The sequence below is a fragment of the Pseudomonas sp. EA_35y_Pfl2_R111 genome (assembly GCF_963970955.1).
Classification (GTDB): domain Bacteria; phylum Pseudomonadota; class Gammaproteobacteria; order Pseudomonadales; family Pseudomonadaceae; genus Aquipseudomonas.
This window is the reverse complement of the sequence record NZ_CAXAOM010000001.1, coordinates 55,313-79,111: the sequence shown is the minus strand read 5'-3', so window position 1 is coordinate 79,111 and position 23,799 is coordinate 55,313. Positions and strand designations below refer to the sequence as shown.

The following is a 23,799-nucleotide window of genomic DNA, read 5'->3' as shown; positions in this document are numbered from 1 at the left end:
TGGCTGACTGGCTGGTCAGCGATTGCGGCAGTTTGGGCTATGGCGGCGATCAAGATCGCCAATTGGGCTGCACGGCTTGCTCGCACTTAAGGTCGCCACTCTATTACGGAGTGATCGACATGCCTGGCTTAATCCGACTTCTCAGGTGCTGGCGCGCAGCATTGGCTCTGCTGCTGTTGACCGGCATGCTCTGGCTGGCAAGCAATCAACAGACTCAAAGCCCAGCGGGTGTGCTGGGGCTGTTCGGCTTTGGCCTGTTTATCTCCCTTGGCTTTATCTTGTTCGGCCAGCAGCGCTTCGAGCCGAGCACGGCAGATCTCCCGGCCGAAGACCAGCATATGGCATAAGCGCATGAATTTTTTGAAAAAAGCTTTTGCCTTTGGCAAGCTGTTCGGCTAGATTAGCGCGCCTCGGCAGACAGCAATGACCGTCGAGCCCCGGTGAAGTGTCCGAGTGGCTTAAGGAGCACGCCTGGAAAGTGTGTATACGAGAAATCGTATCGAGAGTTCGAATCTCTCCTTCACCGCCATATTAGAAAACCCCCAGAGAGCAGCCTTTCTGGGGGTTTTTTCGTTTAAGGCCTCGTAAGTCTGCGCCGGATTGGTACAGCGCAGTGGTACAGATGACAGTCATGGCCCAACCTTGGAAGCACCCCGTCAGTGGCGTTTTTTACTTTTGCCGTGGCGTCTCGGAAGGCATCCGAGGTGTCGTTGGTAACTCACTCGCCGTTGGGTGCTTGTTAGACTGCGCGCTTGGCAATTGGGGTTGGGCATGAAGGCGACTTGGGACATTTTCTGCAGCGTTATCGATAACTACGGCGACATCGGAGTGGCCTGGCGGTTGGCGCGGCAGTTGGTTGCCGAGCATGGTCTGGCGGTGCGGCTGTGGGTGGATGATCTGGGAGCGTTTGTGCGTTTGTGTCCGCAGGCTGAGGTGCAGGCGCAGCGGCAAATCCAGCAGGGGGTTGAAGTCTGTTGGTGGAATGCGGAGTGGCAGGCGGTCGAGCCTGCTGATGTGGTGATCGAGGCGTTTGCCTGTGAGTTGCCAGCTTCCTATATAGCGGCGATGGCGCAGCGTGTGCAGAAACCGCTCTGGCTCAACCTTGAGTACCTGAGTGCCGAAGACTGGGTAGAGGGTTGCCATGGCTTACCGTCATTGCAATCCAATGGTCTTTCGAAGTTCTTCTTCTTTCCCGGATTTACTGCAGGCAGCGGCGGTCTGTTGCGTGAGCGTGACCTGTTGGCGCAGCGCCGGGCGTTTCAGGCGGACAGTAGTGCCCGCGAGGTGTTTCTGCGCACCATCGGCGTAACGCCGTTGCCTGGGGCGCGGTTGATCTCTTTGTTTGCCTACGAAAACGGCGCGCTGGCCAGCTGGCTGGATGTATTGGCTGCCGATATGCAAGCCAGCCAGTTACTGGTGCCGGAAGGGCGCATTTTGGCGGACTTACAGGCTTGGCTCGACTGCACAACCTTGCGCGCGGGAGATGTGCGACAGAGGGGCCGGCTACAAATCCATGTGCTGCCGTTTATCCAGCAGGACCAGTACGACCGGCTGCTATGGAGTTGCGACTTCAATGCGGTGCGCGGTGAGGATTCCTTTGTTCGTGCGCAGTGGGCTGGGCGGCCATTATTCTGGCATATCTACCAGCAAGCGGATAACGCCCACTTGGAAAAACTCGAGGCCTTCTTGACGCTATATAAGGAAGGTTTATCAGCAGCAGCACAGGTTGCACTGATTGATTTATGGCGTGCGTGGAATACCGCCGAGTCGGTCAAAGAGAGTTGGCAACAACTGCTGCATAGCTGGCCTGAGCAGTGCAGACACGCCGAAGACTGGTGTCTGCAACGGGCCTCTCAGAGCGATCTTGCCGCGGCGCTGGTGCTGTTTTACCTAAATTGGCTATGATACGCGGCCAAGAATTTTGTAATTCCATCCAAATCCGGATATTCGTATGAAAACCGCACAAGAAATGAAGCCCAACAGTGTGGCCCTGATCGACGGCCAACCTTGGCTGATCCAGAAGGCCGAATTCACCAAATCCGGTCGTAACAGCGCCATCGTTAAAATGAAGTTGAAGAACCTGCTGAGCGGCTCCTCGACTGAAACCGTATACAAAGCTGACGACAAAATGGAGCCGGTGATCCTTGATCGCGTTGCGGTGACCTATTCGTACTACAGCGAGCCGAACTACGTCTTTATGGACGAAGAGTTCAACCAGTACGAGCTGAACAAAGACGACCTGGAAAGCGTAATGCCGTACATCGTTGATGGCATGACCGACGTCTGCGAAGCCGTATTCTTCGAAGGTAAAGTGGTTTCGGTTGACCTGCCGACCACCATCGTTCGCCAAATCACTTACACCGAAGGTTCCGCTCGTGGCGACACTTCCGGCAAGGTGATGAAGCCAGCTAAGCTGAGTAACGGTACCGAAGTTAAGGTTGCAGACTTCTGCAACATTGACGACTGGATTGAGATCGACACCCGTACCGGCGAGTACAAATCCCGCGCTAAAGCTCCGGTCTAAGATCGGCTTTAATGGCGAGAAGAAAAAGCCCGACTTGAGTCGGGCTTTTTTATGGCCAGCCATCCATGGCGGCCACCCTTCGGGCCGTCGCTGCGCGACGTTAAAAATGATTCCCGATCTTTTTTTGCCTGCTGTTTTGGCCGTTTGGCCCTAGTTACGCTGTAAGCCGCTGTGCAGCGCCAGATCCCAAGGTGCTACCGGGCCAAAGCGGGCCTTGAGAAACTCCAGCAACAGACGGCTGCGTGAGTCGGTTTCCCGTTCCAGGCGCAGGGCATAGATACCACTGGGTTCGGGGGCGGGTAGGCCGTTTTCGCAGAACAGTGGTAGCAGCTCACCACGCAATAGGTAGTCGCTGATCAGCCAGGTCGGCAAATGGGCAATGCCCAAGCCGGCGCGGGCACTGAACAGCAGCGCTTCGGCGTTGTTTGCGGTCATGCGCAGGCGCTTGGGGCGGCACAACTGCAGTTTGCCGTCCTGCTCGAAGCGCCAGGCATAGGGCGGCGCGAGGCTGTCCCAGTCGAGGCCGTCATGTTCTAGCAATTCACTTGGGCTGCGCGGCACGCCGCGACGAGCCAGGTAGTCGGGGCTAGCACAGACGACTCGAACCATGGGTGATAGCGCTGTGGCGACTAAACGGGTGTCGGCCAGTGGGCCGATGCGCAGCACCAAGTCGACTTCACCCAGGTGTGTGCCATGCAGATCGACAAAGCTGTCGATCAGACGCAACTGCACATCCAGGCCTGGATAGGCGACCAAGAACTCGGCAATCGCTGGGGCCAGATGCCTTCGGCCGAACGGTGCTGGGGCATCAACACGAATCAGCCCTTCTGGTGCGCTGCTCAGCGATACGGCTTCAGCGCGAGCCAGGTGCAGCTCGGCGAGAATGCGTCTGGCTCGTTCGGCAAACGCCAGACCTGCGGAGGTGGCGCGCACCGCATGGGTGCTGCGGCTGAACAGACTGCTGCCCAGCGAACGCTCCAGCGCATCGATGCGCCGAGCCACTGCTGAGGGTGTCAGTGGGTGACGGCGGGCCGCGGCGGAAAAACTGCCGGTTTCCAGCACATCGAGAAACAAGCTGAGCTGATCGGTCAGGCTATCGGGATTCATGGTCAAGCTCTGTTGTGCGTTAGATGCATAGCCATTTTGCGTTGCTGTGCGTTTCACGGCTAGTGTCGAGGCGCTAGGCTGTGCGGCATTACTTTGGAGCCCACTGATGACCTTGCTCGACTTTGCCTTTAACCTCCTGCTTGGGCTTGCCCTCGGCACCCTAGGCGGCCTGTTTGGAATTGGTGGTGGCTTGATCGCCATTCCGGCGCTTGGCGTGCTGTTTGGCCTGGATCAACAGCTGGCCCAGGGCACGGCGTTGGTGATGGTGGTGCCCAATGTGCTGTTGGCGCTGTGGCGTTATCACCAGCGCAACCGTATCGACTGGCGGCATGCGTTGGCCCTGGCGGTGCCAAGCCTGATGTTTGCCGTGCTGGGCGCAGGCTGGGCAGTCACTGTGGATGCTGAGCGCATGCGCCTGGGTTTCGTGGCCTTCCTAGTGTTGCTGGCTGCATACAACCTCTCTCGACTGTACAGCAAGCCGGCCCTGCTCTCGGTTGACCTGCGATACCCCTGGCCCTGGCTGACGCTGCTAGGCAGTGGCGCCGGTTTGCTCGGCGGGTTGTTTGGTGTGGGTGGCGCGGTGCTGGCGACGCCGGTGCTGACCACGGTATTCGGCACCAGTCAGGTGGTAGCGCAGGGTTTGTCCCTGGCCCTGGCGGCGCCTAGTACAGCTGTGACGCTGGCGACCTATGCGGCGCATGATCACGTCAATTGGCTGCTGGGTGCGCCTTTGGCGTTAGGTGGTTTGCTCAGCATCAGCTGGGGCGTGAAGTTCGCCCACGCGCTACCAGAGCGGGTGTTGCGCGGATTATTTGCCGGCTTTCTGCTGCTCTGCGCGCTATTGCTCGCGCTTAAAGTCTGAAGCCTTCGACAATTTGTTCGGCCAGGGTTTCGGTGACTTGCGACTGGGTCTGGCTGTTACGCAGTAATACGATGCTGGCGGAAGGCATAGACGGCAAGCCTTCGGCGGTGCCGATGATGCGCATGTCCGGGGTAATCAGACTTTGCAGCTGTGCGGTAATCGCCAGGCCGGCGCTGACTACCGCCATGATCGCTGAGAGGCTCGGGCTGGTGTAGGCGATACGGTATTCGCGCTCCATGGCGTCCAGCGCGTTGCAGGCCCAGGAACGGCAGAAACATTGGGCATTGAACATCGCCAGAGGCAGCGGCTCCTGCTCATGCGGACTGAAACCCTGGGCTTCGGCCCAGACAATTCGCTCTTGGCGCAGCAACTGGCCAATTTCGGTGCCTGGCTCACGGGTGACGATGGTCAGATCGAGGTCTTGGCGCAGCAACAACTGGAACGACGGCTCACAGTGCAATTCTACCTGCACCAGCGGGTAGGCCTGGGCGAAGCGCGAGAGGATACCCGGCATAAAGCGCATCACATAGTCGTCCGGCGTGCCGATACGCACGGTGCCGACCATGTGCGGAGCACGCATGCTGGTCATCACTTCACTGTGCAATTTGAGAATGCGCCGGGCATAGCCGAGCAGTAACTGACCCTCGGCGGTGAGGCTGAACTGGCGGCCATCACGCAGAAACAATGGGCGCTGCACCACGTCTTCTTCCAGGCGCTTCATCTGCATGCTGACGGCCGACTGGGTGCGGTTGACCATTTCCGCGGCGCGGGTAAAACCGCCGTGATCGGCAATCGCAACAAAGGTGCGCAGCAATTCGCTGTCTATGCTCGGGTAGCTGGCCATACATCAATCTCCGAGATGCATTGCATAAGAAACATTCGTTGGATTGATCATAATCCCAGCGCGAGACTGTCGCCAACCCCATAAGGAGGGCGACGAGATGAAAGGTCAAAAAGGTTATGCATTAGTCAGTGCCGGACGCTTACAGGGCCGTCGGCCGTTTGAAATACTGCGTGCGGTTGGCCGCCAGTTTTCCCGCTGGTGGCAGCTGGCCGAACAACGCCGACGCCTGGCCATGCTCGATGATGCGGCGTTGAAGGACCTGGGCTTAAGCCGCGCTGATGTTATCCAGGAAAGCGAGCGCTCATTCTGGGATGATCCCATGGCGCGCTGAGTCGCTGGCCGTGTGCATCGAGGCTGTGATGCGCTTGTAGGGCTCAGTCAGCGCAGTGGTTATTCAGGGATTTACATAAATAGGGAGAGACATTGATGTCTAGCTATCAACTCGCGCAGTTGAATATCGCCACGATGAAGGAGCCGCTGGAGTCGCCAAGCATGGCCGACTTTGTCGCCAACCTGGAGCGCATCAATGCGCTGGCGGAAGCCTCGCCCGGCTATATCTGGCGCTTGCAGGACGAGGCGGGCGATGCCACGGCGTTTCGCCCGTTTGGTGACGATGTGCTGGTGAATCTGTCGGTATGGCGCGATGTGCAGGCGCTCAGCGATTACGTGTACAAGTCCGCCCATATCGAGATGCTCAAACGCCGCCAGGAGTGGTTCAGCAAGGTCAGTGCGGCGCATATGGTGCTGTGGTGGGTGCCGACGGGGCATCGACCATCGATGCAAGAGGCTGCCGAGCGCTTGGCGTTGCTGCGTGAGCAGGGCGCCAGCGCGCAGGCGTTCAGCTTTCGCCAGGCGTTTGCGGCGCCGGATGTGCTTGTGGCTGAGACTGCTGAGTAACTGCAAGCGGTTATTTGCTGCGGGTTCCCTTGAATGTAGGTGAGGCGGGCGGATCGCCGGGGCGGCAAGCGTGCGGCGCATCCGCTACAATGCGCGCCGAATTTGTCTTGCCCGAGAGCCTGCCCATGTCCGCCTGCCAGACCCCGATTATCGTTGCCCTGGATTTCCCAACCCGTGATGCCGCACTGGCATTGGCTGATCAGCTCGATCCCAAGTTGTGCCGGGTAAAAGTGGGCAAGGAGCTGTTCACCCGTTGCGGGCCGGAGATCGTCAACGTGCTGGCCGGCAAGGGCTTCGAGGTGTTTCTCGACCTGAAATTTCACGACATTCCCAATACCACTGCCATGGCGGTCAAGGCCGCGGCCGAGATGGGCGTGTGGATGGTCAATGTGCACTGCTCGGGCGGCCTGCGCATGATGTCGGCCTGCCGCGAAACCCTGGACAAGCTCGCTGGGGTCAAGCCGCTGCTGATCGGTGTAACCGTGTTGACCAGCATGGAGCGCGAAGACCTGGCGGGCGTTGGCCTGGATCTCGAACCGCAGGCGCAGGTGCTACGCCTGGCTGGGTTGGCGGCGCAGGCTGGTCTGGATGGTCTGGTGTGTTCGGCTCAGGAAGCGCAGGCGCTGAAGGCCGCTTACCCGGCGTTGCAACTGGTGACGCCGGGGATTCGTCCTGCCGGCAGCGCTCAGGACGACCAGCGCCGTATTCTGACTCCGCGTCAGGCTCTGGATGTGGGGTCTGATTATCTGGTGATCGGCCGGCCGATCAGCCAGGCTGCCAATCCCGCTCAGGCGCTGGCATCGGTGGTATCTGAGCTGGCCTGATGCTGCTGCGGCAAGGCCGACATCGGTCTTGCCACACTGAATCTGTTTTAAAAGTTGTATACAATCGCCGTGTCTCGACTAGCCAGGTTTTTTCCATGCATCCCGCCGCCGAAGATTCGCCACTGGGCAAATCCAGCGAATACATCGCTACCTACACCCCGTCTTTGTTGTTCCCGATTCCGCGTGCCGCGAAATGGGCTGAGCTGGGCCTGAGCGCCGAGACGCTGCCGTATCAGGGTGTGGATTTCTGGAACTGCTTCGAGTTGTCCTGGCTATTGCCATCAGGCAAGCCGGTGGTGGCCATGGGCGAGTTCGCCATTCCCGCCGACTCGCCGAATATCATCGAGTCGAAATCCTTTAAGCTGTACCTCAACTCGATAAACCAGTCGGTGTTCAGCAGCGCTGAGGAACTGGTGGCACTACTGGTACAGGACCTCTCGGCCGCCGCCGGCAAGCCTGTTGGCGTGCGCGTGCGCAGCCTGGCTGAAGTGACGACCGACGGTGTGCAGGCCGCGCCTGGCGTCTGTATCGATGAGTTGGATGTGGCCATCAGCAACTATGCGCAGCCGCAGCCTGAGCTGCTGCGCTGTGATGCCGCGCGAGTGGTCGAAGAGAGCCTGCATAGCCATCTGCTCAAATCCAACTGCCCGGTTACCGGTCAGCCGGATTGGGGCACGCTGGTGGTGCAGTACCGGGGCTTGGCTCTGGATCATGCCAGCCTGCTGGCTTACCTGGTGAGCTTCCGCCAACACGCGGATTTTCATGAGCAATGCGTGGAGCGAATCTTTCTTGACCTGCAGCGCCTGCTTAAGCCTGAGCACCTGACGGTATATGCGCGTTATGTGCGGCGTGGCGGGTTGGATATCAATCCCTATCGCAGCACTGGGCCTATCAGTCCTGACAATCAGCGCTTGGTGCGCCAGTAATACAAAACCCCAGCTAAGTGCTGGGGTTTTCGTTAGTGCTGCGTGCGTTTAAATACCCATATTGGCCAGGCTTTGCACGATATTGCGCAGGGTGCCGGCAATGGTCGGGTGGCTGGCTTCGAAGCGCTCTACCGCGAGGTTGACCCCGTCGATCAGGGTTGCGTCAGGCGCGGCTGCGGCCTGGCGGGCCAGTTGCAGCTCAATATCCTGGGTTAGCACAAACAGCTCAGCGCGCTCGTCTTCAGTCAATGGCGTTTGCTCGGCCAATTGGTCGCGCAGATCTTGCAGTTGTTGCTGCAGGCGGCTTGCAGGCATGGAGTTCTCCCTTTGGTAATCGACAGACTGACTGACCTTGCGCACGCGCGAAAGGTCCTGCATATCTTCAGGTTAATCCAAGCACGCCGCCTTTGCTTGCTTTGGATCAAGCGTCGAGCACTGTTTCAGCGAGCAATTGGGTGGCGGCTCAGGGCTTCTCGCCTTTATGTCGGCGCAGGCTGAGGTCTGCCAGGCAGGTGGGCAGGTCGCTGATTTGGTCGATCACGGAGTGCACGCCAAGACGGTACAGGCTCAATGTGGCCTGGCTGCGCAGCCGATCACGTTCAGCAATCGGCAGGCTTTGCCAATCAGCCGGTGCCAAACCGCAGAGCGGACCACTGATGGCCAGGCCGATGGTCCAGATACCGGCATTCAACGCTGCCTGCAGTAAGCGCGGTTCGCCACTCACTAGTACGCAGCCTGCAAGCTGATCTACTTGTAGCTCTATCAGGCTACGCCAGATGACGTCGGGCGCCGGCAAAGGGCGATGGCTGTGGTTGGGTGTGCCGGGTAGCCAGTCCGGTAGCGCGCTGGCCAGGCTGATGCTGGCGTCGCGGGGTAGCTCATCAAGCCAGGCGCAAGGCACCGCTTGCTGTTGCAGCTGCTCAAGCAGGGACAACGCAGCTGGCGTGGCTTCGGTATGCTCGCATGTCGTCTCGCAAAGAGCCTGCTGATACGCCTGCCACTCTTCAGCCAAGGGTTCACGACCCAGGGCCTGCTGCAAGCTCTGGTGATTGGTTGCTTTGGGGTAGAGACGTTGCAGAGTGACAGGGATGGTGCGTGCGCCGAAATCAACCAGGCAGCCGGATAGGCTAAATAGAATGGCGGTGAAAGCGGGCGAGGTGGCGGGCGTTTGCATGGGCCGTCCTTGAAAAATAGTCTAGCCCAGGCTATCGGTCCCAGATTACAGGCAGATGAAGTCTTTGTTTCTCTAAGCGTGCAATCACTCGCTGAGCTGTATGGCAACCGTAAGTCAATTTTCGGCTATTTGTTCGTCCGCTATGCTGCCTATTTAGTGGGCTGGCGCCTTATACTGCGCGGCCTGATTTGCCGCCTGCGGCAGCCTGAGCATTTTCAAGGAGCGACTGTGATGCGTGTAACCGGTGCGAGCTGGATTGAACGATTGAGCCTGTTGATAGCCTGTACTGGCGCGCTGTTACTGCCTGCTCTGGCGCAGGCCAATGAAGAGGACCCTTGGCAGGGCTACAACCGCTTTATGTTCCGGGTCAACGATAACGTTGATGCCTACACCCTCAAGCCGTTGGCCAAGGGTTATCAGGCGGTTACGCCGCAGTTTCTTGAAGATGGCGTGCACAACGTCTTCCGTAACATTGGTGATGTCGGCAACTTGGCCAATAACCTGCTGCAAGGCAAATTACATGACGCTGGGGTTGATGGCGGCCGTTTGATCTTCAACACCACCTTCGGCCTGCTGGGCTTCTTTGATGTAGGCACTGCTATGGGGCTGCAGCGCAGCGATGAAGATTTCGGGCAGACCATGGGCGCCTGGGGGCTTAATAGCGGACCTTATGTGGTGCTGCCACTGTTAGGCCCAAGCACCGTGCGTGATGCTTTTGGCAAGGTGCCGGACAGCATGCTGACCGCGCCTGCGTATATTGACCATGTGCCGACGCGCAATGTGGTACGTGGTGTTCAGGCGGTTGACCTGCGGGCCAGCTTGCTCAAGGCCGAGCGTATGGTCAGTGGTGATAAATACATCTTTATCCGTAACGCCTACCTGCAGAACCGCGAATTCAAAGTGCGCGATGGTGACGTAGAGGACGATTTCTGAGTTCTCGTGTGCACAAAAAAGGCGGCCATGCGGGCCGCCTTTTTTGTTGTCCGAGCATTTCAGTTCATGGAGATAATCGCCAAGCCTAATGCCTGGCGGCCGTCTTCCATCGTACTGACACGCATTACTTCGGCTTGGGCATCCAGGCCGCGTAATTCGTTGTGATCAGAAGCGATATGCACCCGTACCTTGTCGCCCATCTTCACCGCGCTCTCGGCTTCCAGCTGCATACCGGTGCTGGACAGGTCGAGGCACAGTGCGGGAATTTCCTTGCCGTCATGATGCAGGGTGACGGGGGCCTCTAGCCGCATGCGGATGTAATCGCGTTTCTCACTGTAGGCACGATCATTTTGGCTCATGGGCTTTTTCCTCTTGTTATGGGGGCTGTCCTGCAGCTCTTATAACCTTCGCCGATTTGAGGTGTAAAGTCGTGCGGCGACGACCGGCACCCGCTTGAATCACGTAGCGGATGGGAGTACCGTCTGCGCCTTGAAGCAAGCCGAGTTCGCGCGGCCAGGCGGTTGCCTTGACGCATAAACCAACCCATACCCGGCGCAGTTTGCCTGGATACCTCATGCACACAACCAGTGCCACGCTGCTGATAATCGATGACGACGACGTAGTGCGTGCGAGTCTCGCCGCCTACTTGGAAGACAGTGGTTTTCACGTGCTGCAGGCCGCCAACGGCTTGCAGGGGCTGGAAGTCTTTCATGCGGAGTCGCCGGATCTTGTGATCTGCGATTTGCGCATGCCGCAAGTAGATGGCCTCGAGCTGATCCGCCGTATCAACGCCCTGCAAGTGGAGACCCCGGTGATCGTGGTGTCCGGTGCCGGCGTGATGAGCGATGCCGTCGAGGCCTTGCGCCTGGGCGCTGCCGACTACCTGATCAAGCCCCTGGCGGATCTCGCTGTGCTTGAGCATTCGGTGCGTCGCGCCCTGGATCGCGCCAATCTGCGCCTGGAGAACCAGCGCTACCGCGATGAGTTGGAAACGGCCAACCGCGAACTACAAGCCAGCTTACATCTGCTGCAAGAAGACCAGAACGCTGGTCGCCAAGTGCAGATGAACATGCTGCCGGTGACGCCGTGGCAAGCTGATGGGTTGAATTTTGCCCACAAGATTATTCCTTCCTTGTACTTATCTGGCGATTTTGTCGACTATTTCCGCGTCGATGACAGCCGTATCGCTTTTTATCTGGCCGATGTTTCCGGGCATGGCGCCTCGTCGGCATTTGTCACGGTGCTGCTGAAATTTATGACCACGCGCCTGCTGTATGAGTCGCGGCGCGGCGGCAATCTGCCGAATTTCAAACCCTCTGAAGTACTCGGCCATATCAACCGTGGCTTGATTAACTGCAAGTTGGGCAAGCATGTGACCATGCTGGGTGGCGTGATCGATCAGGCCAATAACCGCCTGACCTACAGCGTTGGAGGCCACTTGCCGCTGCCTGTCCTCTACAGCGAAGGGCAGGCGCGTTATCTGGAAGGTCGCGGCCTGCCGGTCGGGCTGTTTGTTGAGGCCGAATACAATGATCTGGAACTTGAATTGCCGGAAGACTTCAGCTTGACGCTGCTCTCCGATGGCATCCTTGATCTGCTGCCGGGTGATACCTTGAAAGACAAGGAAACCCATTTGCCGCAGCTGATCAGTTCTGCGGGCGGTACTCTGGATGGCTTACGTACGGCTTTTGGGCTGGCCAATCTGGGGGATATGCCGGATGATATTGCCTTGCTGGTGTTAAGCAGGAACCTTGCATGAACCCTGGGATAAGCCCCGGTAGAATCCAATTTGCCGAGCAAGATGGTACGTTCATCTTGAAGTTTGTGGGTGAAGTGCGCCTGACGCTGTGTTCGGCCCTGGACTCGACCATCGAGAAAATTTTCACTGCGCTGAACTTCTCAGCCATCGTGATCGATCTCACCGAGACTCGCAGTATCGATAGTACGACCCTTGGTCTGCTGGCCAAACTGTCGATTCTTTCGCGGCAGAAGATCGGCCTGTTGCCAACTGTGGTGACCACCCACGCTGATATCACGCGCTTGCTGCAGTCGATGGGATTCGATCAGGTGTTCAATATCGTCGACACGCCGGTGCCATGCCCGGACTGTCTGGACGATCTGCCGTCGCAGGATCAGTCGGAAGAGCTGGTGCGCGCCAAGGTGCTTGAGGCGCATCGCATTTTGATGGGCTTGAATGAGTCCAATCGCGAAGCCTTCCACGATCTGGTCAATGCCCTCGAACACCACTGATATGACTCGCTAAACAAACGGGGCGCTCAATGAGCGCCCCGTTTGCATTCAGGCCTTTCAGGCTTGGGCGGTCAGCAGTTTTTCCAGCTTTTCCTGGTCGCGGGCAAACAGGCGAATGCCTTCGGCGAGCTTTTCGGTGCCCATGGCATCTTCATTCATCGCCCAGCGGAATTGGCTCTCGCTCAGGCTCTGTTTGGTTTCGGCAGTCTTGCCAGGACTGAGCAGGCGCGCCAGTGACTGCTGATCATCGGCCAGCTGCTGCAGCAGCTCGGGGCTGATGGTCAGGCGGTCGCAGCCGGCCAGTTGTTCGATCTGGCCAATATTGCGGAAGCTCGCGCCCATTACCACGGTCTGGTAGGCGTTGGCCTTGTAGTAGTTGTAGATGCGCGTAACCGACTGCACGCCGGGGTCTTCTGCGCCGACAAAATCACGGCCTTCAGCCTTTTTGTACCAGTCGTAGATGCGCCCGACGAAGGGTGAAATCAAAAATACGCCGGCATCGGCGCAGGCCTGGGCCTGGGCGAAGGTGAACAGCAGGGTCAGGTTGCACTGGACACCGGCCTTTTCCAGCTGCTCGGCAGCGCGAATACCTTCCCAGGTCGAGGCGATCTTGATCAGCACGCGTTCGCGTCCAATCCCGGCCTCTTCATACAGGCCAATCAGGCGTTCAGCGCGGCGCAGGGTGGCCTGGGTGTCGAAGGACAGGCGCGCATCCACCTCGGTGGAGATGCGCCCGGGGATGATTTTGAGGATTTCACCGCCCACAGCGATGCCAAAATGGTCGCAAGCTAGGCCTAGATCGCCTTTGCTGGCAGTCACTGCGCTTGTCAGCAGTGCGCTGTAACCAGGCATGGCAGCGGCTTTGAGCAGCAGGGAAGGGTTGGTGGTGGCATCAACCGGCTTCAGGCGGGCGATGGCGCCGAGGTCGCCGGTATCGGCGACCACTGTGGTGAACTGCTTGAGTTGATCGAGCTTGGAGGTCATGGCACAGCCTTGTCGTTACAGATGCCCCGACCTTACCCGAGTCAGCGGCCTTGCAGCAATTGCGCCGCTTGATCGAATAGCGCCAGGGGCTCGCTGGTCTTGTGAATGTCCACCGAGAGCAGTTGTCGAAAGCGCCGAGCGCCGTTGAAACCCTGGCCCAGACCGAGCATGTGGCGGGTGATGTGGTGCATGCTGCCGCCTTCGGCCAAGTGCGCGGCGATATAGCTGCGCATGCTCTGCATGGCCTCGAAGCGGCTCATTAGCGGGCGGCTGGAGCCGAACAGTAGTTGATCCACCTGCGCCAGTAAGTAAGGGTTGTGATACGCCTCGCGGCCCAGCATCACGCCATCGAAGGTCTGCAGATGTTGCTGGCAATCTTCCAGGTTTTTGATGCCGCCGTTGAGGATGATCTCGAGGTCGGGAAAGTCCTGCTTGAGCTGCGCCGCCACTTCATAACGCAGTGGCGGTACCTCGCGGTTTTCCTTGGGCGACAGCCCTTCGAGAATGGCGATGCGCGCATGCACGGTAAAGCTGCGGCAGCCTGCATCGCGCACGGTGCCGACGAAATCGCACAACTCGGCATAGCTGTCGCGGCCGTTGATGCCGATGCGGTGCTTTACCGTTACCGGGATATCCACCGCGTCCTGCATGGCTTTCACGCAGTCGGCGACCAGTTGTGGATGGCCCATCAGGCAGGCGCCGATCATATTGTTCTGCACTCGATCACTGGGGCAGCCGACGTTGAGGTTGACCTCGTTATAGCCCGCTTCCTGCGCCAGCTTGGCACAGGCTGCCAAGTCCGCCGGCGCGCTGCCACCTAATTGCAGGGCCAATGGATACTCGGCCGCACTGTGACGCAAAAACCGCGCGGTATCGCCGTGCAATATCGCCCCGGTGGTTACCATCTCGGTATACAGAAGGGCATGCTGTGAGAGCTGGCGCAGAAAGAAGCGGCAGTGCCTATCAGTCCAATCCATCATTGGGGCGACGGAGAATCGCCGGGAAAATGTGGCTGGGGACATATTGGTAGGTGGTGCAGAGTTATCGGGCATTGGATCTATCTGTTTGACGACAGGCGCACGGGCGGCTGTCGTGATTCGTTGGCATGCTGGGGCGGGCAGCGTTGGGTGCAATGCCCGCAGTTTATCAGCCCGGAGAGGTTTTTCGTTTGTACTCATGGTTTGGTCGGTGCTTGCAGGTAAATCCGGCATTTTGTGCGGATGGGTTGGGTCACTGGCACTTCATCGTTATGCTCTGCGCCACAAACAAGCCAGTGGGTGAGTGATGTTTCAATCTGTGCGCGTAGTAAAGCTTCTGTCGGTTGCTCTGTTTTTTCTTCTCGCTGGCTGCGCTGGTGGGCCTCAGCTGCAGCCTGAGACCAAGCGCTTGCCCGAGCGGGTCGAGTTGGCCGATGTGCCGTTCTTTCAACTCAGTGATGCCCAGGGCGGGCCTTCGGCGTTGGCTGCGCTGCTCAATCATCATGGGGTGATTAGTAGCCCTGGATTGGTGGATGAACGCATTCAGCAATTGGCCAAAGGGCAAAGCGCGCAAGCCGGGCTTGAAGCAGTGGCGCGCTCTTATGATCTGCTGGTCTACCCCTTGCCCGGTAATCTGGATGCGCTGATGCAACAGGTGTCCGCAGGGCATCCGGTGCTGGTGATGCAGGATCGTCTATTCGGCGGGCCGGGCGCGCAGTTTGCGCTGCTGGTCGGTTATGACCAGCGCGAGCGCACGCTGGTACTGCGCTCGGGCAATACCCGGCGTTGGTACACCAGTTTTGCCAGCTTCGACGATGCCTGGGGTGAGGCGGGGCGTTGGGCGGTGTTGGTCATGCCTACCAATCAATTGCCGGCGCAGCCGCTCAAGCAGGCGTGGATGAGCGCTGCGCAGGAACTGCAAGAGCAGGGTCGTACGGCGGCTGCGCAGCGGGCGTTGCGTACGGCGCGTCAGGTGTGGCCGGACGCACAGCTGTAAAACCGTTGGGAGTTAGAATGCAAAACGGCACCTCTTGAGGTGCCGTTTCTGTATGCGTGCTGTGCTTTAGATGCCCAGTTTGTCACGCAGGGTGTAGTACCAGGCGCCCAGAGCGCTGAATGGCACTTGGAACAGGCGCCCGCCAGGGAAGGGGTAGTGCGGCAGGTCGGCGAAGGCGTCAAAGCGTTCTGCCTGACCGCGCAGGGCTTCGGCCAGGACCTTGCCGGCTAGGTGGGTGTAAGTCACGCCGTGGCCGCTGCAACCTTGTGAATAGTAAATGTTGTCGCCGAGGCGGCCGACTTGCGGCAGGCGCGACAGGGTCAGGAGGAAGTTGCCGGTCCAGGCGTAGTCGATCTTCACATCTTTCAACTGCGGGAAGGCCTTGAGCATCTTCGGGCGAATGATCGCTTCGATGTTCGCCGGGTCGCGTGCGCCATAGACCACGCCGCCACCGAAGATCAGGCGCCTGTCGTTGGTCAGGCGGTAGTAGTCGAGCAGGTAGTTGCAGTCCTCGACGCAGTAGTCCTGCGGCAGCAGGCTTTTCGCCAGCTCGGCGGATAGAGGCTCGGTAGTGATTACCTGGGTGCCGCACGGCATCGACTTGGCCGACAGCTCCGGTATCAGGTTGCCCAGGTAGGCGTTGCCGGCGACGACCACGAACTTGGCTTTGATCCGGCCATTGGGGGTGTGCACAACAGGGTTGGCGCCGCGATCGATGCGGATGGCGGGTGACTGTTCGTAAATCACCCCGCCCAGCGACTCGACCGCTGCCGCTTCGCCCAGTGCCAGGTTGAGCGGGTGGATATGGCCGCCGCTCATGTCGAGCATGCCGCCCACATAAGCGTCGCTGCCGACCACTTCACGAATGCGTTTGGCGTCCATCAGCTCGAGTTGAGTGTGGCCGTAGCGCTCCCAGAGTTTTTTCTGCGATTCGAGGTGCTTCAGGTGCTTGGGCGTGTTGGCAGCGAAGACGCCACCGTCTTTGAGGTCGCACTGGATGTTGTACTTGGCGATGCGCTCGCGAATGATGCGGCCGCCTTCAAAGGCCATGTCGCCCAGCAGTTGCGCCTGTTTGGGGCCGACGCTGCGCTCGATCACATCGATATCGCGGCTGTAGCTGTTAACGATCTGCCCGCCATTGCGGCCCGATGCGCCGAAACCGACTTTGGCCGCTTCGACAATGCTGACTTTAAAGCCGTTTTCGAGCAGGGCGATGGCCGTGGACAGGCCGGTGTAGCCCGCGCCGACGATGCACACGTCGGTCTCGACTTCACCATTCAATTCCGGGCGCGCCGGTACAGGATTGGCGGAGGCCGCGTAGTAGGATTGTGGATAAGCTGTGTGCGCCATTTTGCAACCTCTGTTCTTTATTTTTTACGAATAGGCGGATGCTACCTGAGTTAAAAAAGCTCGGCTAGTGGCCTGTGCGAAATATTAAACGCGCTGTAGAACAGTAAAAAATTCAATTATTCAGGCAGTTAGCGAAAAAACCTGTTGACAGTTTTTTGCGCCGCCGTAGAATGCGCACCCATCGTAGGCACGTAGCTCAGTTGGTTAGAGCACCACCTTGACATGGTGGGGGTCGTTGGTTCGAGTCCAATCGTGCCTACCAGATTTGGTAGGAAAAGGGTCGCTTAGGCGGCCCTTTTTTATTGGGTTCTTGCCAGCAGGCCCGGCTTTCTGCAAGCATCCGTGCGGTTAATCGCTGTTAAAAACCTCCAGTGACCCCGGTTCTGTTTTGGTTGGCTGAAAAGCTCCTGCCACTGTATGGCGGGTATACCGCCGAATCGCTTACTGGCTCATCCCAACCCATGTGGCCTTTGGTAGAGGTCACCACTAGGAGAGGAGGCGCCATGCCCATCATTACTCTTCCCGACGGCAGTCAGCGTTCGTTCGATCACCCGGTATCCGTACTCGAGGTGGCGCAATCTATTGGTGCTGGTCTGGCCAAGGCCACGGTAGCAGGCAAGGTCAATGGCAAGCTGGTTGACGCCTGTGACCTGATTGAAAGCGACGCAACCCTGCAAATCATTACGCCAAAAGATCAGGAAGGGCTCGAAATCATTCGCCATTCCTGTGCGCATTTGATTGGTCATGCGGTCAAGCAGCTGTTTCCCGCTGCCAAGATGGTGATCGGTCCGGTCATTGAAGAAGGTTTCTACTACGACATCGCCTCTGAGCGTCCGTTTACTCTAGATGATGTGGCGGCGATCGAGCAGCGCATGCAGCAGCTGATCGAGAAGGACTACGACGTCATCAAGAAAGTAACCCCGCGCGCCGAGGTTATTGATGTGTTTGCCGCGCGTGGCGAGGAATACAAGCTGCGTCTGGTTGAAGATATGCCGGATGAGCAGGCCATGGGTCTGTACTACCACGAAGAATACGTCGACATGTGCCGCGGTCCGCACGTGCCGAATACGCGTTTCCTAAAGGCGTTCAAGCTGACCAAATTGTCCGGTGCCTACTGGCGCGGAGATGCTAAGAACGAGCAGTTACAGCGCGTGTATGGCACGGCTTGGGCTGACAAGAAGCAGCTAGCGGCTTATATCCAGCGTATCGAAGAGGCAGAGAAGCGCGATCATCGCAAGATCGGCAAGCGCCTCGACTTGTTCCATACCCAGGAGGAAGCGCCGGGTATGGTGTTCTGGCACCCGAATGGCTGGACCATCTATCAGGTGCTTGAGCAGTACATGCGTGGTGTGCAGCGCGACAACGGTTACCAGGAAGTGCGCACGCCGCAGGTGGTTGACCGGGTGTTGTGGGAGAAATCCGGGCACTGGGGTAATTACGCCGATAACATGTTTACCACTCAGTCGGAGAGTCGCGATTACGCGATCAAGCCGATGAACTGCCCGTGCCATGTGCAGATATTCAATCAGGGGCTCAAGAGCTACCGTGAGCTGCCGCTGCGTCTGGCTGAGTTTGGCTCCTGCCACCGTAATGAGGCGTCAGGCGCTCTGCACGGCATTATGCGTGTGCGTGGCTTCACTCAGGATGACGCGCATATCTTCTGCACAGAAGAGCAGGTCAAGAAAGAGGCTGCGGATTTCATCAAGCTGACCTTGCAGGTTTACGCAGACTTCGGTTTTAGCGACGTCAAGATGAAGCTCTCCACACGCCCAGCCAAGCGTGTGGGGGATGATGCGTTCTGGGATCGTGCCGAAGAGGCGCTGGCCAATGCGCTGAATGAAGCGGGTCTGCCTTGGGAGTATCTGCCGGGGGAGGGCGCGTTCTACGGTCCGAAGATCGAGTTCACGTTGCTCGACTGCCTTGGTCGCGCTTGGCAGTGCGGTACTCTGCAGTACGATCCGAATATGCCGCAGCGTCTGGAAGCGAGTTACGTTTCTGAAGACAATAGCCGCAAAGTACCGGTCATGTTGCACCGGGCGATTCTCGGTTCGTTCGAGCGTTTCATCGGTATTTTGATCGAGCACTATGAAGGTGCGTTCCCAGCTTGGCTGGCTCCGACTCAGGCCGTGGTGATGAATATCACTGATAAACAGGCTGATTTTGCTCTCGAAGTGGAAAAAACGCTCAATCAAAGCGGTTTTCGTGCCAAGTCTGACTTGAGGAACGAGAAGATAGGCTTTAAAATCCGCGAGCATACTTTGCTCAAGGTTCCCTATCTCTTGGTTATTGGAGATCGGGAGGTTGAGACGAAAACTGTCGCCGTGCGTACCCGTGAAGGTGCTGATCTGGGCTCAATGCCCGTCACTCAATTCGCTGAATTTCTTGCGCAGGCGGTTTCCCGGCGTGGTCGCCAAGATTTGGAGTAATCATTATTAAGCGTGAAATGAGACAAGATAAACGAGCTGCACCGAAGGCCCCGATCAACGAGAATATCTCGGCACGCGAGGTTCGGTTAATTGGCGCTGAGGGTGAGCAGCTTGGGATTGTGTCAATTGAAGACGCGCTTCTTAAGGCCGAAGAGGCCAAGCTGGATCTGGTAGAGATTTCTGCCGATGCAGTGCCCCCTGTTTGCAAGCTGATGGACTACGGCAAATCGATCTTCGAAAAGAAGAAGCAGATTGCTGCTGCAAAGAAAAACCAGAAGCAGATTCAGGTTAAAGAAATCAAGTTTCGTCCAGGGACGGAGGAAGGGGATTACCAGGTAAAACTACGCAACCTGGTACGTTTCCTTAGTGATGGGGACAGGGCCAAGGTATCGCTTCGATTCCGCGGCCGTGAGATGGCGCATCAGGAGCTGGGCATGGAGTTGTTGAAGCGAGTTGAAGGTGACTTGCTTGAATACGGCACCGTTGAACAGCATCCAAAGATGGAAGGACGCCAGCTGATCATGGTCATCGCCCCCAAAAAGAAGAAGTAACCACCAGGGCACGGCAGGCCTTGCGGTTATGTTTATCAACTGAATGCGGAGTATCCGAACATGCCAAAGATGAAAACTAAGAGTGGTGCAGCCAAGCGTTTTCTCAAAACCGCTAACGGCTTCAAGCACAAGCACGCTTTCAAGAGCCACATCCTGACCAAGATGTCCACTAAGCGTAAGCGTCAACTGCGCGGTAGCACCATGGTGCATCCGTCTGACGTAGCAAAAGTGGCGCGCATGCTGCGCGTTCGTTAATCGGTCAAGATAGAGGAAATTACTCATGGCTCGTGTTAAGCGCGGCGTTATCGCTCGCAAGCGTCACAAAAAAATTCTGAAACTCGCTAAAGGCTACTACGGTGCGCGTTCACGCGTATTCCGCGTTGCCAAGCAAGCGGTCATCAAGGCAGGCCAGTACGCCTACCGCGACCGTCGTCAGAAAAAACGTCAGTTCCGCGCTCTGTGGATCGCTCGTATCAATGCTGGTGCACGTGTTAACGGTCTGTCTTACAGCCGTTTCATTGCCGGCCTGAAAAAAGCGTCCATTGAGATCGACCGTAAGGTACTGGCTGATCTGGCAGTGAACGAAAAAGCGGCGTTTGCTGCGATTGTCGAGAAAGCGAAAGCCGTACTGGCTTAAGTCCCCGACAATCACCGGGCTCGCCCGGTGCTAAACGTCACCAATAGGGGAAGAGCCTTCAAGCTCTTCCCCTATTTCGTATCTGGAGTCTGTAAATGGAAAATCTGGATGTGCTGGTCTCGCAAGCGCTTGAGGCCGTTAGCCACACCGACGATGTGAATGCCCTGGAGCAACTGCGGGTTCACTATCTGGGCAAGAAAGGCGAATTGACTCAGGTGATGAAGACCCTGGGCAATCTGTCGGCAGAAGAACGTCCGCAAGCCGGTGCGTTGATCAATGCCGCCAAGGATCAAGTTCAGGATGCCCTGAACAGCCGTAAGGCAACTCTGGAACAGGCCGCGCTGAGCGCCAAGCTCGCCGCCGAAAAAATCGACGTGACCCTGCCAGGCCGCGGTCAGACTTCTGGTGGTCTGCACCCTGTCACTCGGACATTGGAGCGCGTCGAGCAGTTTTTCACCCGTATTGGCTACGGCATTGCCGAAGGCCCAGAAGTGGAAAACGACTATCACAACTTTGAAGCACTCAATATCCCAGGTCATCACCCGGCCCGGGCTATGCATGACACCTTTTACTTCAACGCGAACATGTTGCTGCGCACCCACACCTCTCCGGTTCAGGTGCGCACCATGGAATCGCAGCAGCCGCCGATCCGTATTGTTTGCCCCGGCCGCGTTTATCGCTGCGACTCCGATATCACTCACTCGCCGATGTTCCATCAGGTAGAAGGCCTGCTGGTCGATGAGGGTGTGAGTTTTGCTGACCTTAAGGGCACCATCGAGGAGTTTCTCCGGGTGTTCTTCGAAAAGCCTCTGGGCGTACGTTTCCGTCCTTCGTTTTTCCCTTTCACCGAGCCATCGGCCGAAGTCGATATGCAGTGCGTGATGTGCAGCGGCAAAGGCTGCCGCGTGTGCAAGCAGACCGGCTGGCTGGAAGTCATGGGCTGCGGCATGGTGCACCCGAATGTGTTGCGCATGTCTGGCATTGATCCGGAAAAATACTCTGGTTTCGCTTTCGGTATGGGTGTTGAGCGTCTGGCCATGCTGCGTTACGGCGTCAACGATTTACGGCTGTTCTTCGATAACGACCTGCGGTTCTTGGCGCAATTTCGCTAGCGCCCTCGCATTCCGTAATCGAATTGGTTCAGGAGAACAGACAGTATGAAATTCAGTGAACAATGGCTGCGTAGCTGGGTAAACCCGCAGGTTTCCCGCGACGATCTGGTTGCCCGCCTGTCCATGGCCGGCCTTGAAGTTGACAGCGTATCGTTGGCCGCCGGCGTATTCAGTGGCGTAGTGGTGGGTGAGGTGCTGAGCACCGAGCAGCACCCCGATGCCGACAAGCTGCGCGTGTGCCAGGTCAGCAATGGTGCGGAAACCTTTCAGGTGGTGTGCGGCGCGCCCAATGTGCGCCCCGGCCTGAAGATTCCGTTCGCCATGATCGGTGCCGAACTGCCCGGCGACTTCAAAATCAAGAAAGCCAAGCTGCGCGGCGTTGAGTCCAACGGCATGCTTTGCTCGGCCTCTGAGCTGCAGATCAGCGAAGAAAATGACGGTCTGATGGAGCTGCCGGCAGATGCGCCGGTGGGGCAGGACATTCGTGTCTATCTGGATCTGGATGACGCCAGCATCGAAGTCGATCTGACCCCGAATCGCGGCGATTGCCTGTCGTTGGCTGGTCTGGCGCGTGAAGTCGGTGCTTTGTACGCCGCGCCTGTCACTCGCCCGGTAGTTGCGGCAGTTGCGCCGAGCCATGATGAAGTGCGCCTAGTTGAAATTCTGGCTGCGCAAGCCTGCCCGCGTTACCTCGGTCGGGTTGTGCGCAATGTCGATTTGTCCAAGCCGACACCGTTGTGGATGGTTGAGCGTCTGCGTCGCGCTGATGTGCGCAGTATCGATGCAGCTGTCGACATCACCAACTACGTGATGCTTGAACTGGGTCAGCCACTGCATGCGTTTGATCTTGCTGAGATCAATGGCGGCATCCGTGTTCGTATGGCGGAGGAGGGTGAGAAGCTTGTCCTGCTTGATGGTCAGGAAATCAGCCTGCGTAGCGATACGTTGGTGATCGCCGATCACAGCCGTGCCTTGGCCATTGCCGGCGTGATGGGCGGCGAGCACAGCGGCGTCAACGAAAAGACCCGAGATCTGTTCCTTGAGAGTGCGTTCTTCGACACCATCGCCATCGCTGGCAAGGCGCGCTCTTACGGTTTGCACACGGATGCGTCGCACCGCTTCGAGCGTGGCGTGGACTGGCAGCTGGCCCGCGAGGCGATGGAGCGTGCGACTGCGCTTTTGCTGGAAATCGTTGGTGGCGAAGCCGGGCCGATTATCGAAGTCGTCAATCAGGAGCATTTGCCGAGCGTTGCGCCGGTCACGCTGCGCGTTGAGCGTATCGAGCAGATGCTCGGCATGAAGATGGATGATGCCGAAATTGTCCGTTTGCTGGCGGCTTTGGGCTTGGACATTCGTGCCGATGGCGAAGGGCAGTGGCAGGTTGGTGTGCCAAGTCATCGCTTCGATATCAGCCTGGAAGTCGATCTGATCGAAGAGCTTGCCCGCTTGTATGGTTACAACCGCTTGCCTGTGCGTTACCCGCAAGCGCGTTTGGCCCCGCAGGCCAAGGCTGAAGCGGCTGTCGAACTGCCTGCGCTGCGCCGTTTGCTGGTTGCCCGTGGCTATCAGGAAGCGATTACCTACAGTTTTATCGATCCCAAGTTGTTCGAGTTGTTCAATCCAGGCGTTGAGCCGCTGATGCTGGCAAACCCGATCTCCGCAGATATGGCGGCGATGCGCTCCTCCTTGTGGCCAGGTCTGATTAAAGCGCTTGAGCACAATTTGAATCGCCAGCAGTCGCGTGTGCGTCTGTTCGAAAGCGGCTTGCGCTTTGTTGGTCAGCTCGAAGGCTTGAAACAAGAGCCGATGCTGGCGGGCGTGATTTGTGGTGGTCGCTTGCCTGAAGGTTGGGCGCACGGCCGCGATGATGTCGATTTCTATGATGTGAAGGCTGATGTCGAAGCGTTGCTGGCCAGTGCCGGTGCGGGCGATAGTTTTGCATTTGTGCCAGGCGAGCACGCTGCGTTGCATCCAGGGCAAACAGCGCGCATTGAACGTGAGGGGCGTTTAGTCGGTTTCCTCGGCGCCATTCATCCCGAGCTGTCGAAGGTGCTGGGTCTGGATCAGGCTGTCTTTATGTTTGAGCTGGTGCTGGGTGAAATCACTCAGGGCGTTATGCCTAAGTTCCAGGAGCTGTCTAAGTTCCCTGAAGTGCGGCGTGACCTGGCGGTGCTGGTCGATCGTGACGTGCCAGCGCAGGATTTGCTCGGCGCGATTCGTGAAGCAGCAGGCGAGTGGCTGACCGACCTCAAGCTATTTGACGTGTATCACGGTAAAGGTATTGATCCTCATAGAAAAAGCCTTGCCGTTGGCTTGACCTGGCAGCATCCATCGCGCACTCTTAATGACGATGAGGTGAGTACCACAACGCAAAATATTCTCACCTCCCTGGAACAAAGGTTCAACGCCACGTTAAGGAAGTAG

General features: G+C 57.9%; 26 protein-coding genes and 2 tRNA genes. 20 read left to right on the top strand and 8 right to left on the bottom strand.

Translation table 11 applies throughout. The features are described from left to right. The first annotated feature begins 161 nt into the window (after nucleotides 1-161). From AACY25_RS00545 to efp, 4 genes are all read left to right on the top strand, one after another. On the top strand, nucleotides 162-347 hold the full coding sequence (locus AACY25_RS00545; protein WP_339521875.1) for a hypothetical protein: 186 nt from the start codon (nucleotides 162-164) through the stop codon (nucleotides 345-347). Between the two features lie 92 nt (nucleotides 348-439). Next, nucleotides 440-529 (top strand) — tRNA-Ser (locus AACY25_RS00540). A 242-nt stretch (nucleotides 530-771) separates the two neighbouring features. Further along, nucleotides 772-1,905 carry an elongation factor P maturation arginine rhamnosyltransferase EarP gene (gene earP / locus AACY25_RS00535; RefSeq protein ID WP_339521874.1) on the top strand — a complete coding sequence of 378 codons (1,134 nt, stop codon included), beginning with the start codon at nucleotides 772-774 and terminating at the stop codon, nucleotides 1,903-1,905. A 46-nt stretch (nucleotides 1,906-1,951) separates the two neighbouring features. Beyond that, a complete protein-coding gene (gene efp, locus AACY25_RS00530) occupies nucleotides 1,952-2,524 on the top strand; it encodes an elongation factor P (protein ID WP_325506236.1) in 573 nt (190 codons plus the stop codon). A 150-nt stretch (nucleotides 2,525-2,674) separates the two neighbouring features. On the opposite strand, the gene AACY25_RS00525 is transcribed toward efp, so the two are convergent. Then, nucleotides 2,675-3,631: a LysR family transcriptional regulator gene (locus tag AACY25_RS00525; RefSeq protein ID WP_339521872.1), complete on the bottom strand. Its 957-nt coding sequence runs from the start codon at nucleotides 3,629-3,631 to the stop codon at nucleotides 2,675-2,677. 106 nt (nucleotides 3,632-3,737) lie between these two features. On the opposite strand from AACY25_RS00525, the gene AACY25_RS00520 reads away from it, so the two are divergent. Beyond that, nucleotides 3,738-4,493 (top strand): sulfite exporter TauE/SafE family protein, encoded by a 756-nt coding sequence (locus tag AACY25_RS00520; protein WP_339521870.1) that lies wholly within the window; start codon nucleotides 3,738-3,740, stop codon nucleotides 4,491-4,493. On the opposite strand, the gene AACY25_RS00515 is transcribed toward AACY25_RS00520, so the two are convergent. Continuing rightward, nucleotides 4,483-5,337: a LysR substrate-binding domain-containing protein gene (locus tag AACY25_RS00515; RefSeq protein WP_339521868.1), complete on the bottom strand. Its 855-nt coding sequence runs from the start codon at nucleotides 5,335-5,337 to the stop codon at nucleotides 4,483-4,485. The two genes, AACY25_RS00520 and AACY25_RS00515, sit on opposite strands and share 11 nt — an antisense overlap. A 97-nt stretch (nucleotides 5,338-5,434) precedes the next feature. Here AACY25_RS00515 and AACY25_RS00510 point away from each other — a divergent pair, with 97 nt between their 5' ends. From AACY25_RS00510 to queF, 4 genes are all read left to right on the top strand, one after another. Continuing rightward, a complete protein-coding gene (locus AACY25_RS00510; RefSeq protein WP_339521866.1) occupies nucleotides 5,435-5,668 on the top strand; it encodes a DUF1127 domain-containing protein in 234 nt (77 codons plus the stop codon). 95 nt (nucleotides 5,669-5,763) lie between these two features. Beyond that, the gene (locus AACY25_RS00505) at nucleotides 5,764-6,234 is read left to right on the top strand and encodes a DUF3291 domain-containing protein (RefSeq protein WP_339521865.1); all 471 of its coding nucleotides are present in this window, start codon (nucleotides 5,764-5,766) and stop codon (nucleotides 6,232-6,234) included. 125 nt (nucleotides 6,235-6,359) lie between these two features. Further along, nucleotides 6,360-7,058 carry an orotidine-5'-phosphate decarboxylase gene (pyrF, locus tag AACY25_RS00500; RefSeq protein ID WP_339521863.1) on the top strand — a complete coding sequence of 233 codons (699 nt, stop codon included), beginning with the start codon at nucleotides 6,360-6,362 and terminating at the stop codon, nucleotides 7,056-7,058. Between the two features lie 95 nt (nucleotides 7,059-7,153). Next, nucleotides 7,154-7,984, top strand: coding sequence for an NADPH-dependent 7-cyano-7-deazaguanine reductase QueF (gene queF, locus AACY25_RS00495; RefSeq protein ID WP_339521861.1), 831 nt, complete (start codon nucleotides 7,154-7,156; stop codon nucleotides 7,982-7,984). Between the two features lie 48 nt (nucleotides 7,985-8,032). On the opposite strand, the gene AACY25_RS00490 is transcribed toward queF, so the two are convergent. Both AACY25_RS00490 and AACY25_RS00485 read right to left on the bottom strand, forming a co-directional pair. Beyond that, entirely contained in the window at nucleotides 8,033-8,299 is a 267-nt protein-coding gene (locus AACY25_RS00490) for a DUF4404 family protein (protein WP_339413567.1), read from the bottom strand. A 148-nt stretch (nucleotides 8,300-8,447) separates the two neighbouring features. Continuing rightward, nucleotides 8,448-9,158, bottom strand: a complete 711-nt coding sequence (locus tag AACY25_RS00485) for an HAD family phosphatase (protein WP_339521859.1) — start codon at nucleotides 9,156-9,158, stop codon at nucleotides 8,448-8,450. A gap of 231 nt (nucleotides 9,159-9,389) precedes the next feature. Between AACY25_RS00485 and AACY25_RS00480 the strand changes: the two genes are divergently transcribed. Next, complete coding sequence (locus AACY25_RS00480; RefSeq protein WP_339521856.1) at nucleotides 9,390-10,091, top strand: MlaA family lipoprotein; 702 nt, start codon at nucleotides 9,390-9,392, stop codon at nucleotides 10,089-10,091. Between the two features lie 59 nt (nucleotides 10,092-10,150). Here the strand turns inward: AACY25_RS00480 and AACY25_RS00475 are convergent, their stop codons facing one another. After that, a complete protein-coding gene (locus AACY25_RS00475; RefSeq protein ID WP_339521854.1) occupies nucleotides 10,151-10,450 on the bottom strand; it encodes a PilZ domain-containing protein in 300 nt (99 codons plus the stop codon). Nucleotides 10,451-10,665: 215 nt separating this feature from the next. On the opposite strand from AACY25_RS00475, the gene rssB reads away from it, so the two are divergent. After that, the gene (rssB, locus tag AACY25_RS00470) at nucleotides 10,666-11,850 is read left to right on the top strand and encodes a two-component system response regulator RssB (RefSeq protein ID WP_339521851.1); all 1,185 of its coding nucleotides are present in this window, start codon (nucleotides 10,666-10,668) and stop codon (nucleotides 11,848-11,850) included. An 8-nt stretch (nucleotides 11,851-11,858) separates the two neighbouring features. Then, nucleotides 11,859-12,341, top strand: a complete 483-nt coding sequence (gene rssC / locus AACY25_RS00465; protein ID WP_275963607.1) for an anti-sigma factor antagonist RssC — start codon at nucleotides 11,859-11,861, stop codon at nucleotides 12,339-12,341. Between the two features lie 57 nt (nucleotides 12,342-12,398). Here rssC and tal read toward each other — a convergent pair whose 3' ends face one another. Beyond that, a complete protein-coding gene (gene tal / locus AACY25_RS00460; protein ID WP_339521849.1) occupies nucleotides 12,399-13,325 on the bottom strand; it encodes a transaldolase in 927 nt (308 codons plus the stop codon). 41 nt (nucleotides 13,326-13,366) lie between these two features. Beyond that, nucleotides 13,367-14,377, bottom strand: coding sequence for a tRNA dihydrouridine(20/20a) synthase DusA (gene dusA / locus AACY25_RS00455; protein WP_339521847.1), 1,011 nt, complete (start codon nucleotides 14,375-14,377; stop codon nucleotides 13,367-13,369). Nucleotides 14,378-14,609: 232 nt separating this feature from the next. Between dusA and AACY25_RS00450 the strand changes: the two genes are divergently transcribed. Further along, entirely contained in the window at nucleotides 14,610-15,299 is a 690-nt protein-coding gene (locus tag AACY25_RS00450; RefSeq protein ID WP_339521845.1) for a PA2778 family cysteine peptidase, read from the top strand. A gap of 66 nt (nucleotides 15,300-15,365) precedes the next feature. On the opposite strand, the gene AACY25_RS00445 is transcribed toward AACY25_RS00450, so the two are convergent. Next, complete coding sequence (locus AACY25_RS00445) at nucleotides 15,366-16,649, bottom strand: NAD(P)/FAD-dependent oxidoreductase (RefSeq protein ID WP_339521843.1); 1,284 nt, start codon at nucleotides 16,647-16,649, stop codon at nucleotides 15,366-15,368. 185 nt (nucleotides 16,650-16,834) lie between these two features. On the opposite strand from AACY25_RS00445, the gene AACY25_RS00440 reads away from it, so the two are divergent. The 7 genes from AACY25_RS00440 (at nucleotide 16,835) to pheT (ending at nucleotide 23,799) form a co-directional block, all read left to right on the top strand. Then, nucleotides 16,835-16,911: transfer RNA gene (locus tag AACY25_RS00440), tRNA-Val, on the top strand. A gap of 241 nt (nucleotides 16,912-17,152) precedes the next feature. Further along, nucleotides 17,153-19,075, top strand: coding sequence for a threonine--tRNA ligase (gene thrS, locus AACY25_RS00435; RefSeq protein WP_339521840.1), 1,923 nt, complete (start codon nucleotides 17,153-17,155; stop codon nucleotides 19,073-19,075). Continuing rightward, the gene (infC, locus tag AACY25_RS00430) at nucleotides 19,075-19,626 is read left to right on the top strand and encodes a translation initiation factor IF-3 (RefSeq protein WP_296218155.1); all 552 of its coding nucleotides are present in this window, start codon (nucleotides 19,075-19,077) and stop codon (nucleotides 19,624-19,626) included. Before thrS ends, infC begins: the two co-directional genes overlap by 1 nt. A 60-nt stretch (nucleotides 19,627-19,686) precedes the next feature. Then, the gene (gene rpmI / locus AACY25_RS00425) at nucleotides 19,687-19,881 is read left to right on the top strand and encodes a 50S ribosomal protein L35 (protein WP_079202156.1); all 195 of its coding nucleotides are present in this window, start codon (nucleotides 19,687-19,689) and stop codon (nucleotides 19,879-19,881) included. A gap of 25 nt (nucleotides 19,882-19,906) precedes the next feature. Then, a complete protein-coding gene (rplT, locus tag AACY25_RS00420) occupies nucleotides 19,907-20,263 on the top strand; it encodes a 50S ribosomal protein L20 (RefSeq protein WP_040069108.1) in 357 nt (118 codons plus the stop codon). A gap of 95 nt (nucleotides 20,264-20,358) precedes the next feature. Beyond that, nucleotides 20,359-21,375, top strand: coding sequence for a phenylalanine--tRNA ligase subunit alpha (pheS, locus tag AACY25_RS00415; RefSeq protein ID WP_090256188.1), 1,017 nt, complete (start codon nucleotides 20,359-20,361; stop codon nucleotides 21,373-21,375). 45 nt (nucleotides 21,376-21,420) lie between these two features. Beyond that, nucleotides 21,421-23,799 (top strand): phenylalanine--tRNA ligase subunit beta, encoded by a 2,379-nt coding sequence (pheT, locus tag AACY25_RS00410; RefSeq protein ID WP_339521836.1) that lies wholly within the window; start codon nucleotides 21,421-21,423, stop codon nucleotides 23,797-23,799.

Excerpts from the sequence above, each read along its gene's own strand:
- earP (WP_339521874.1), top strand. The coding sequence starts at position 772 with ATGAAGGCGACTTGGGACATTTTCTGCAGCGTTATCGATAACTACGGC.
- efp (WP_325506236.1), top strand. The coding sequence starts at position 1,952 with ATGAAAACCGCACAAGAAATGAAGCCCAACAGTGTGGCCCTGATCGAC.
- AACY25_RS00525 (WP_339521872.1), bottom strand. The coding sequence starts at position 3,631 with ATGAATCCCGATAGCCTGACCGATCAGCTCAGCTTGTTTCTCGATGTG.
- AACY25_RS00520 (WP_339521870.1), top strand. The coding sequence starts at position 3,738 with ATGACCTTGCTCGACTTTGCCTTTAACCTCCTGCTTGGGCTTGCCCTC.
- AACY25_RS00515 (WP_339521868.1), bottom strand. The coding sequence starts at position 5,337 with ATGGCCAGCTACCCGAGCATAGACAGCGAATTGCTGCGCACCTTTGTT.
- AACY25_RS00510 (WP_339521866.1), top strand. The coding sequence starts at position 5,435 with ATGAAAGGTCAAAAAGGTTATGCATTAGTCAGTGCCGGACGCTTACAG.
- AACY25_RS00505 (WP_339521865.1), top strand. The coding sequence starts at position 5,764 with ATGTCTAGCTATCAACTCGCGCAGTTGAATATCGCCACGATGAAGGAG.
- pyrF (WP_339521863.1), top strand. The coding sequence starts at position 6,360 with ATGTCCGCCTGCCAGACCCCGATTATCGTTGCCCTGGATTTCCCAACC.
- queF (WP_339521861.1), top strand. The coding sequence starts at position 7,154 with ATGCATCCCGCCGCCGAAGATTCGCCACTGGGCAAATCCAGCGAATAC.
- AACY25_RS00490 (WP_339413567.1), bottom strand. The coding sequence starts at position 8,299 with ATGCCTGCAAGCCGCCTGCAGCAACAACTGCAAGATCTGCGCGACCAA.
- AACY25_RS00485 (WP_339521859.1), bottom strand. The coding sequence starts at position 9,158 with ATGCAAACGCCCGCCACCTCGCCCGCTTTCACCGCCATTCTATTTAGC.
- AACY25_RS00480 (WP_339521856.1), top strand. The coding sequence starts at position 9,390 with ATGCGTGTAACCGGTGCGAGCTGGATTGAACGATTGAGCCTGTTGATA.
- AACY25_RS00475 (WP_339521854.1), bottom strand. The coding sequence starts at position 10,450 with ATGAGCCAAAATGATCGTGCCTACAGTGAGAAACGCGATTACATCCGC.
- rssB (WP_339521851.1), top strand. The coding sequence starts at position 10,666 with ATGCACACAACCAGTGCCACGCTGCTGATAATCGATGACGACGACGTA.
- tal (WP_339521849.1), bottom strand. The coding sequence starts at position 13,325 with ATGACCTCCAAGCTCGATCAACTCAAGCAGTTCACCACAGTGGTCGCC.
- dusA (WP_339521847.1), bottom strand. The coding sequence starts at position 14,377 with ATGCCCGATAACTCTGCACCACCTACCAATATGTCCCCAGCCACATTT.
- AACY25_RS00450 (WP_339521845.1), top strand. The coding sequence starts at position 14,610 with ATGTTTCAATCTGTGCGCGTAGTAAAGCTTCTGTCGGTTGCTCTGTTT.
- AACY25_RS00445 (WP_339521843.1), bottom strand. The coding sequence starts at position 16,649 with ATGGCGCACACAGCTTATCCACAATCCTACTACGCGGCCTCCGCCAAT.
- thrS (WP_339521840.1), top strand. The coding sequence starts at position 17,153 with ATGCCCATCATTACTCTTCCCGACGGCAGTCAGCGTTCGTTCGATCAC.
- rpmI (WP_079202156.1), top strand. The coding sequence starts at position 19,687 with ATGCCAAAGATGAAAACTAAGAGTGGTGCAGCCAAGCGTTTTCTCAAA.
- rplT (WP_040069108.1), top strand. The coding sequence starts at position 19,907 with ATGGCTCGTGTTAAGCGCGGCGTTATCGCTCGCAAGCGTCACAAAAAA.
- pheS (WP_090256188.1), top strand. The coding sequence starts at position 20,359 with ATGGAAAATCTGGATGTGCTGGTCTCGCAAGCGCTTGAGGCCGTTAGC.
- pheT (WP_339521836.1), top strand. The coding sequence starts at position 21,421 with ATGAAATTCAGTGAACAATGGCTGCGTAGCTGGGTAAACCCGCAGGTT.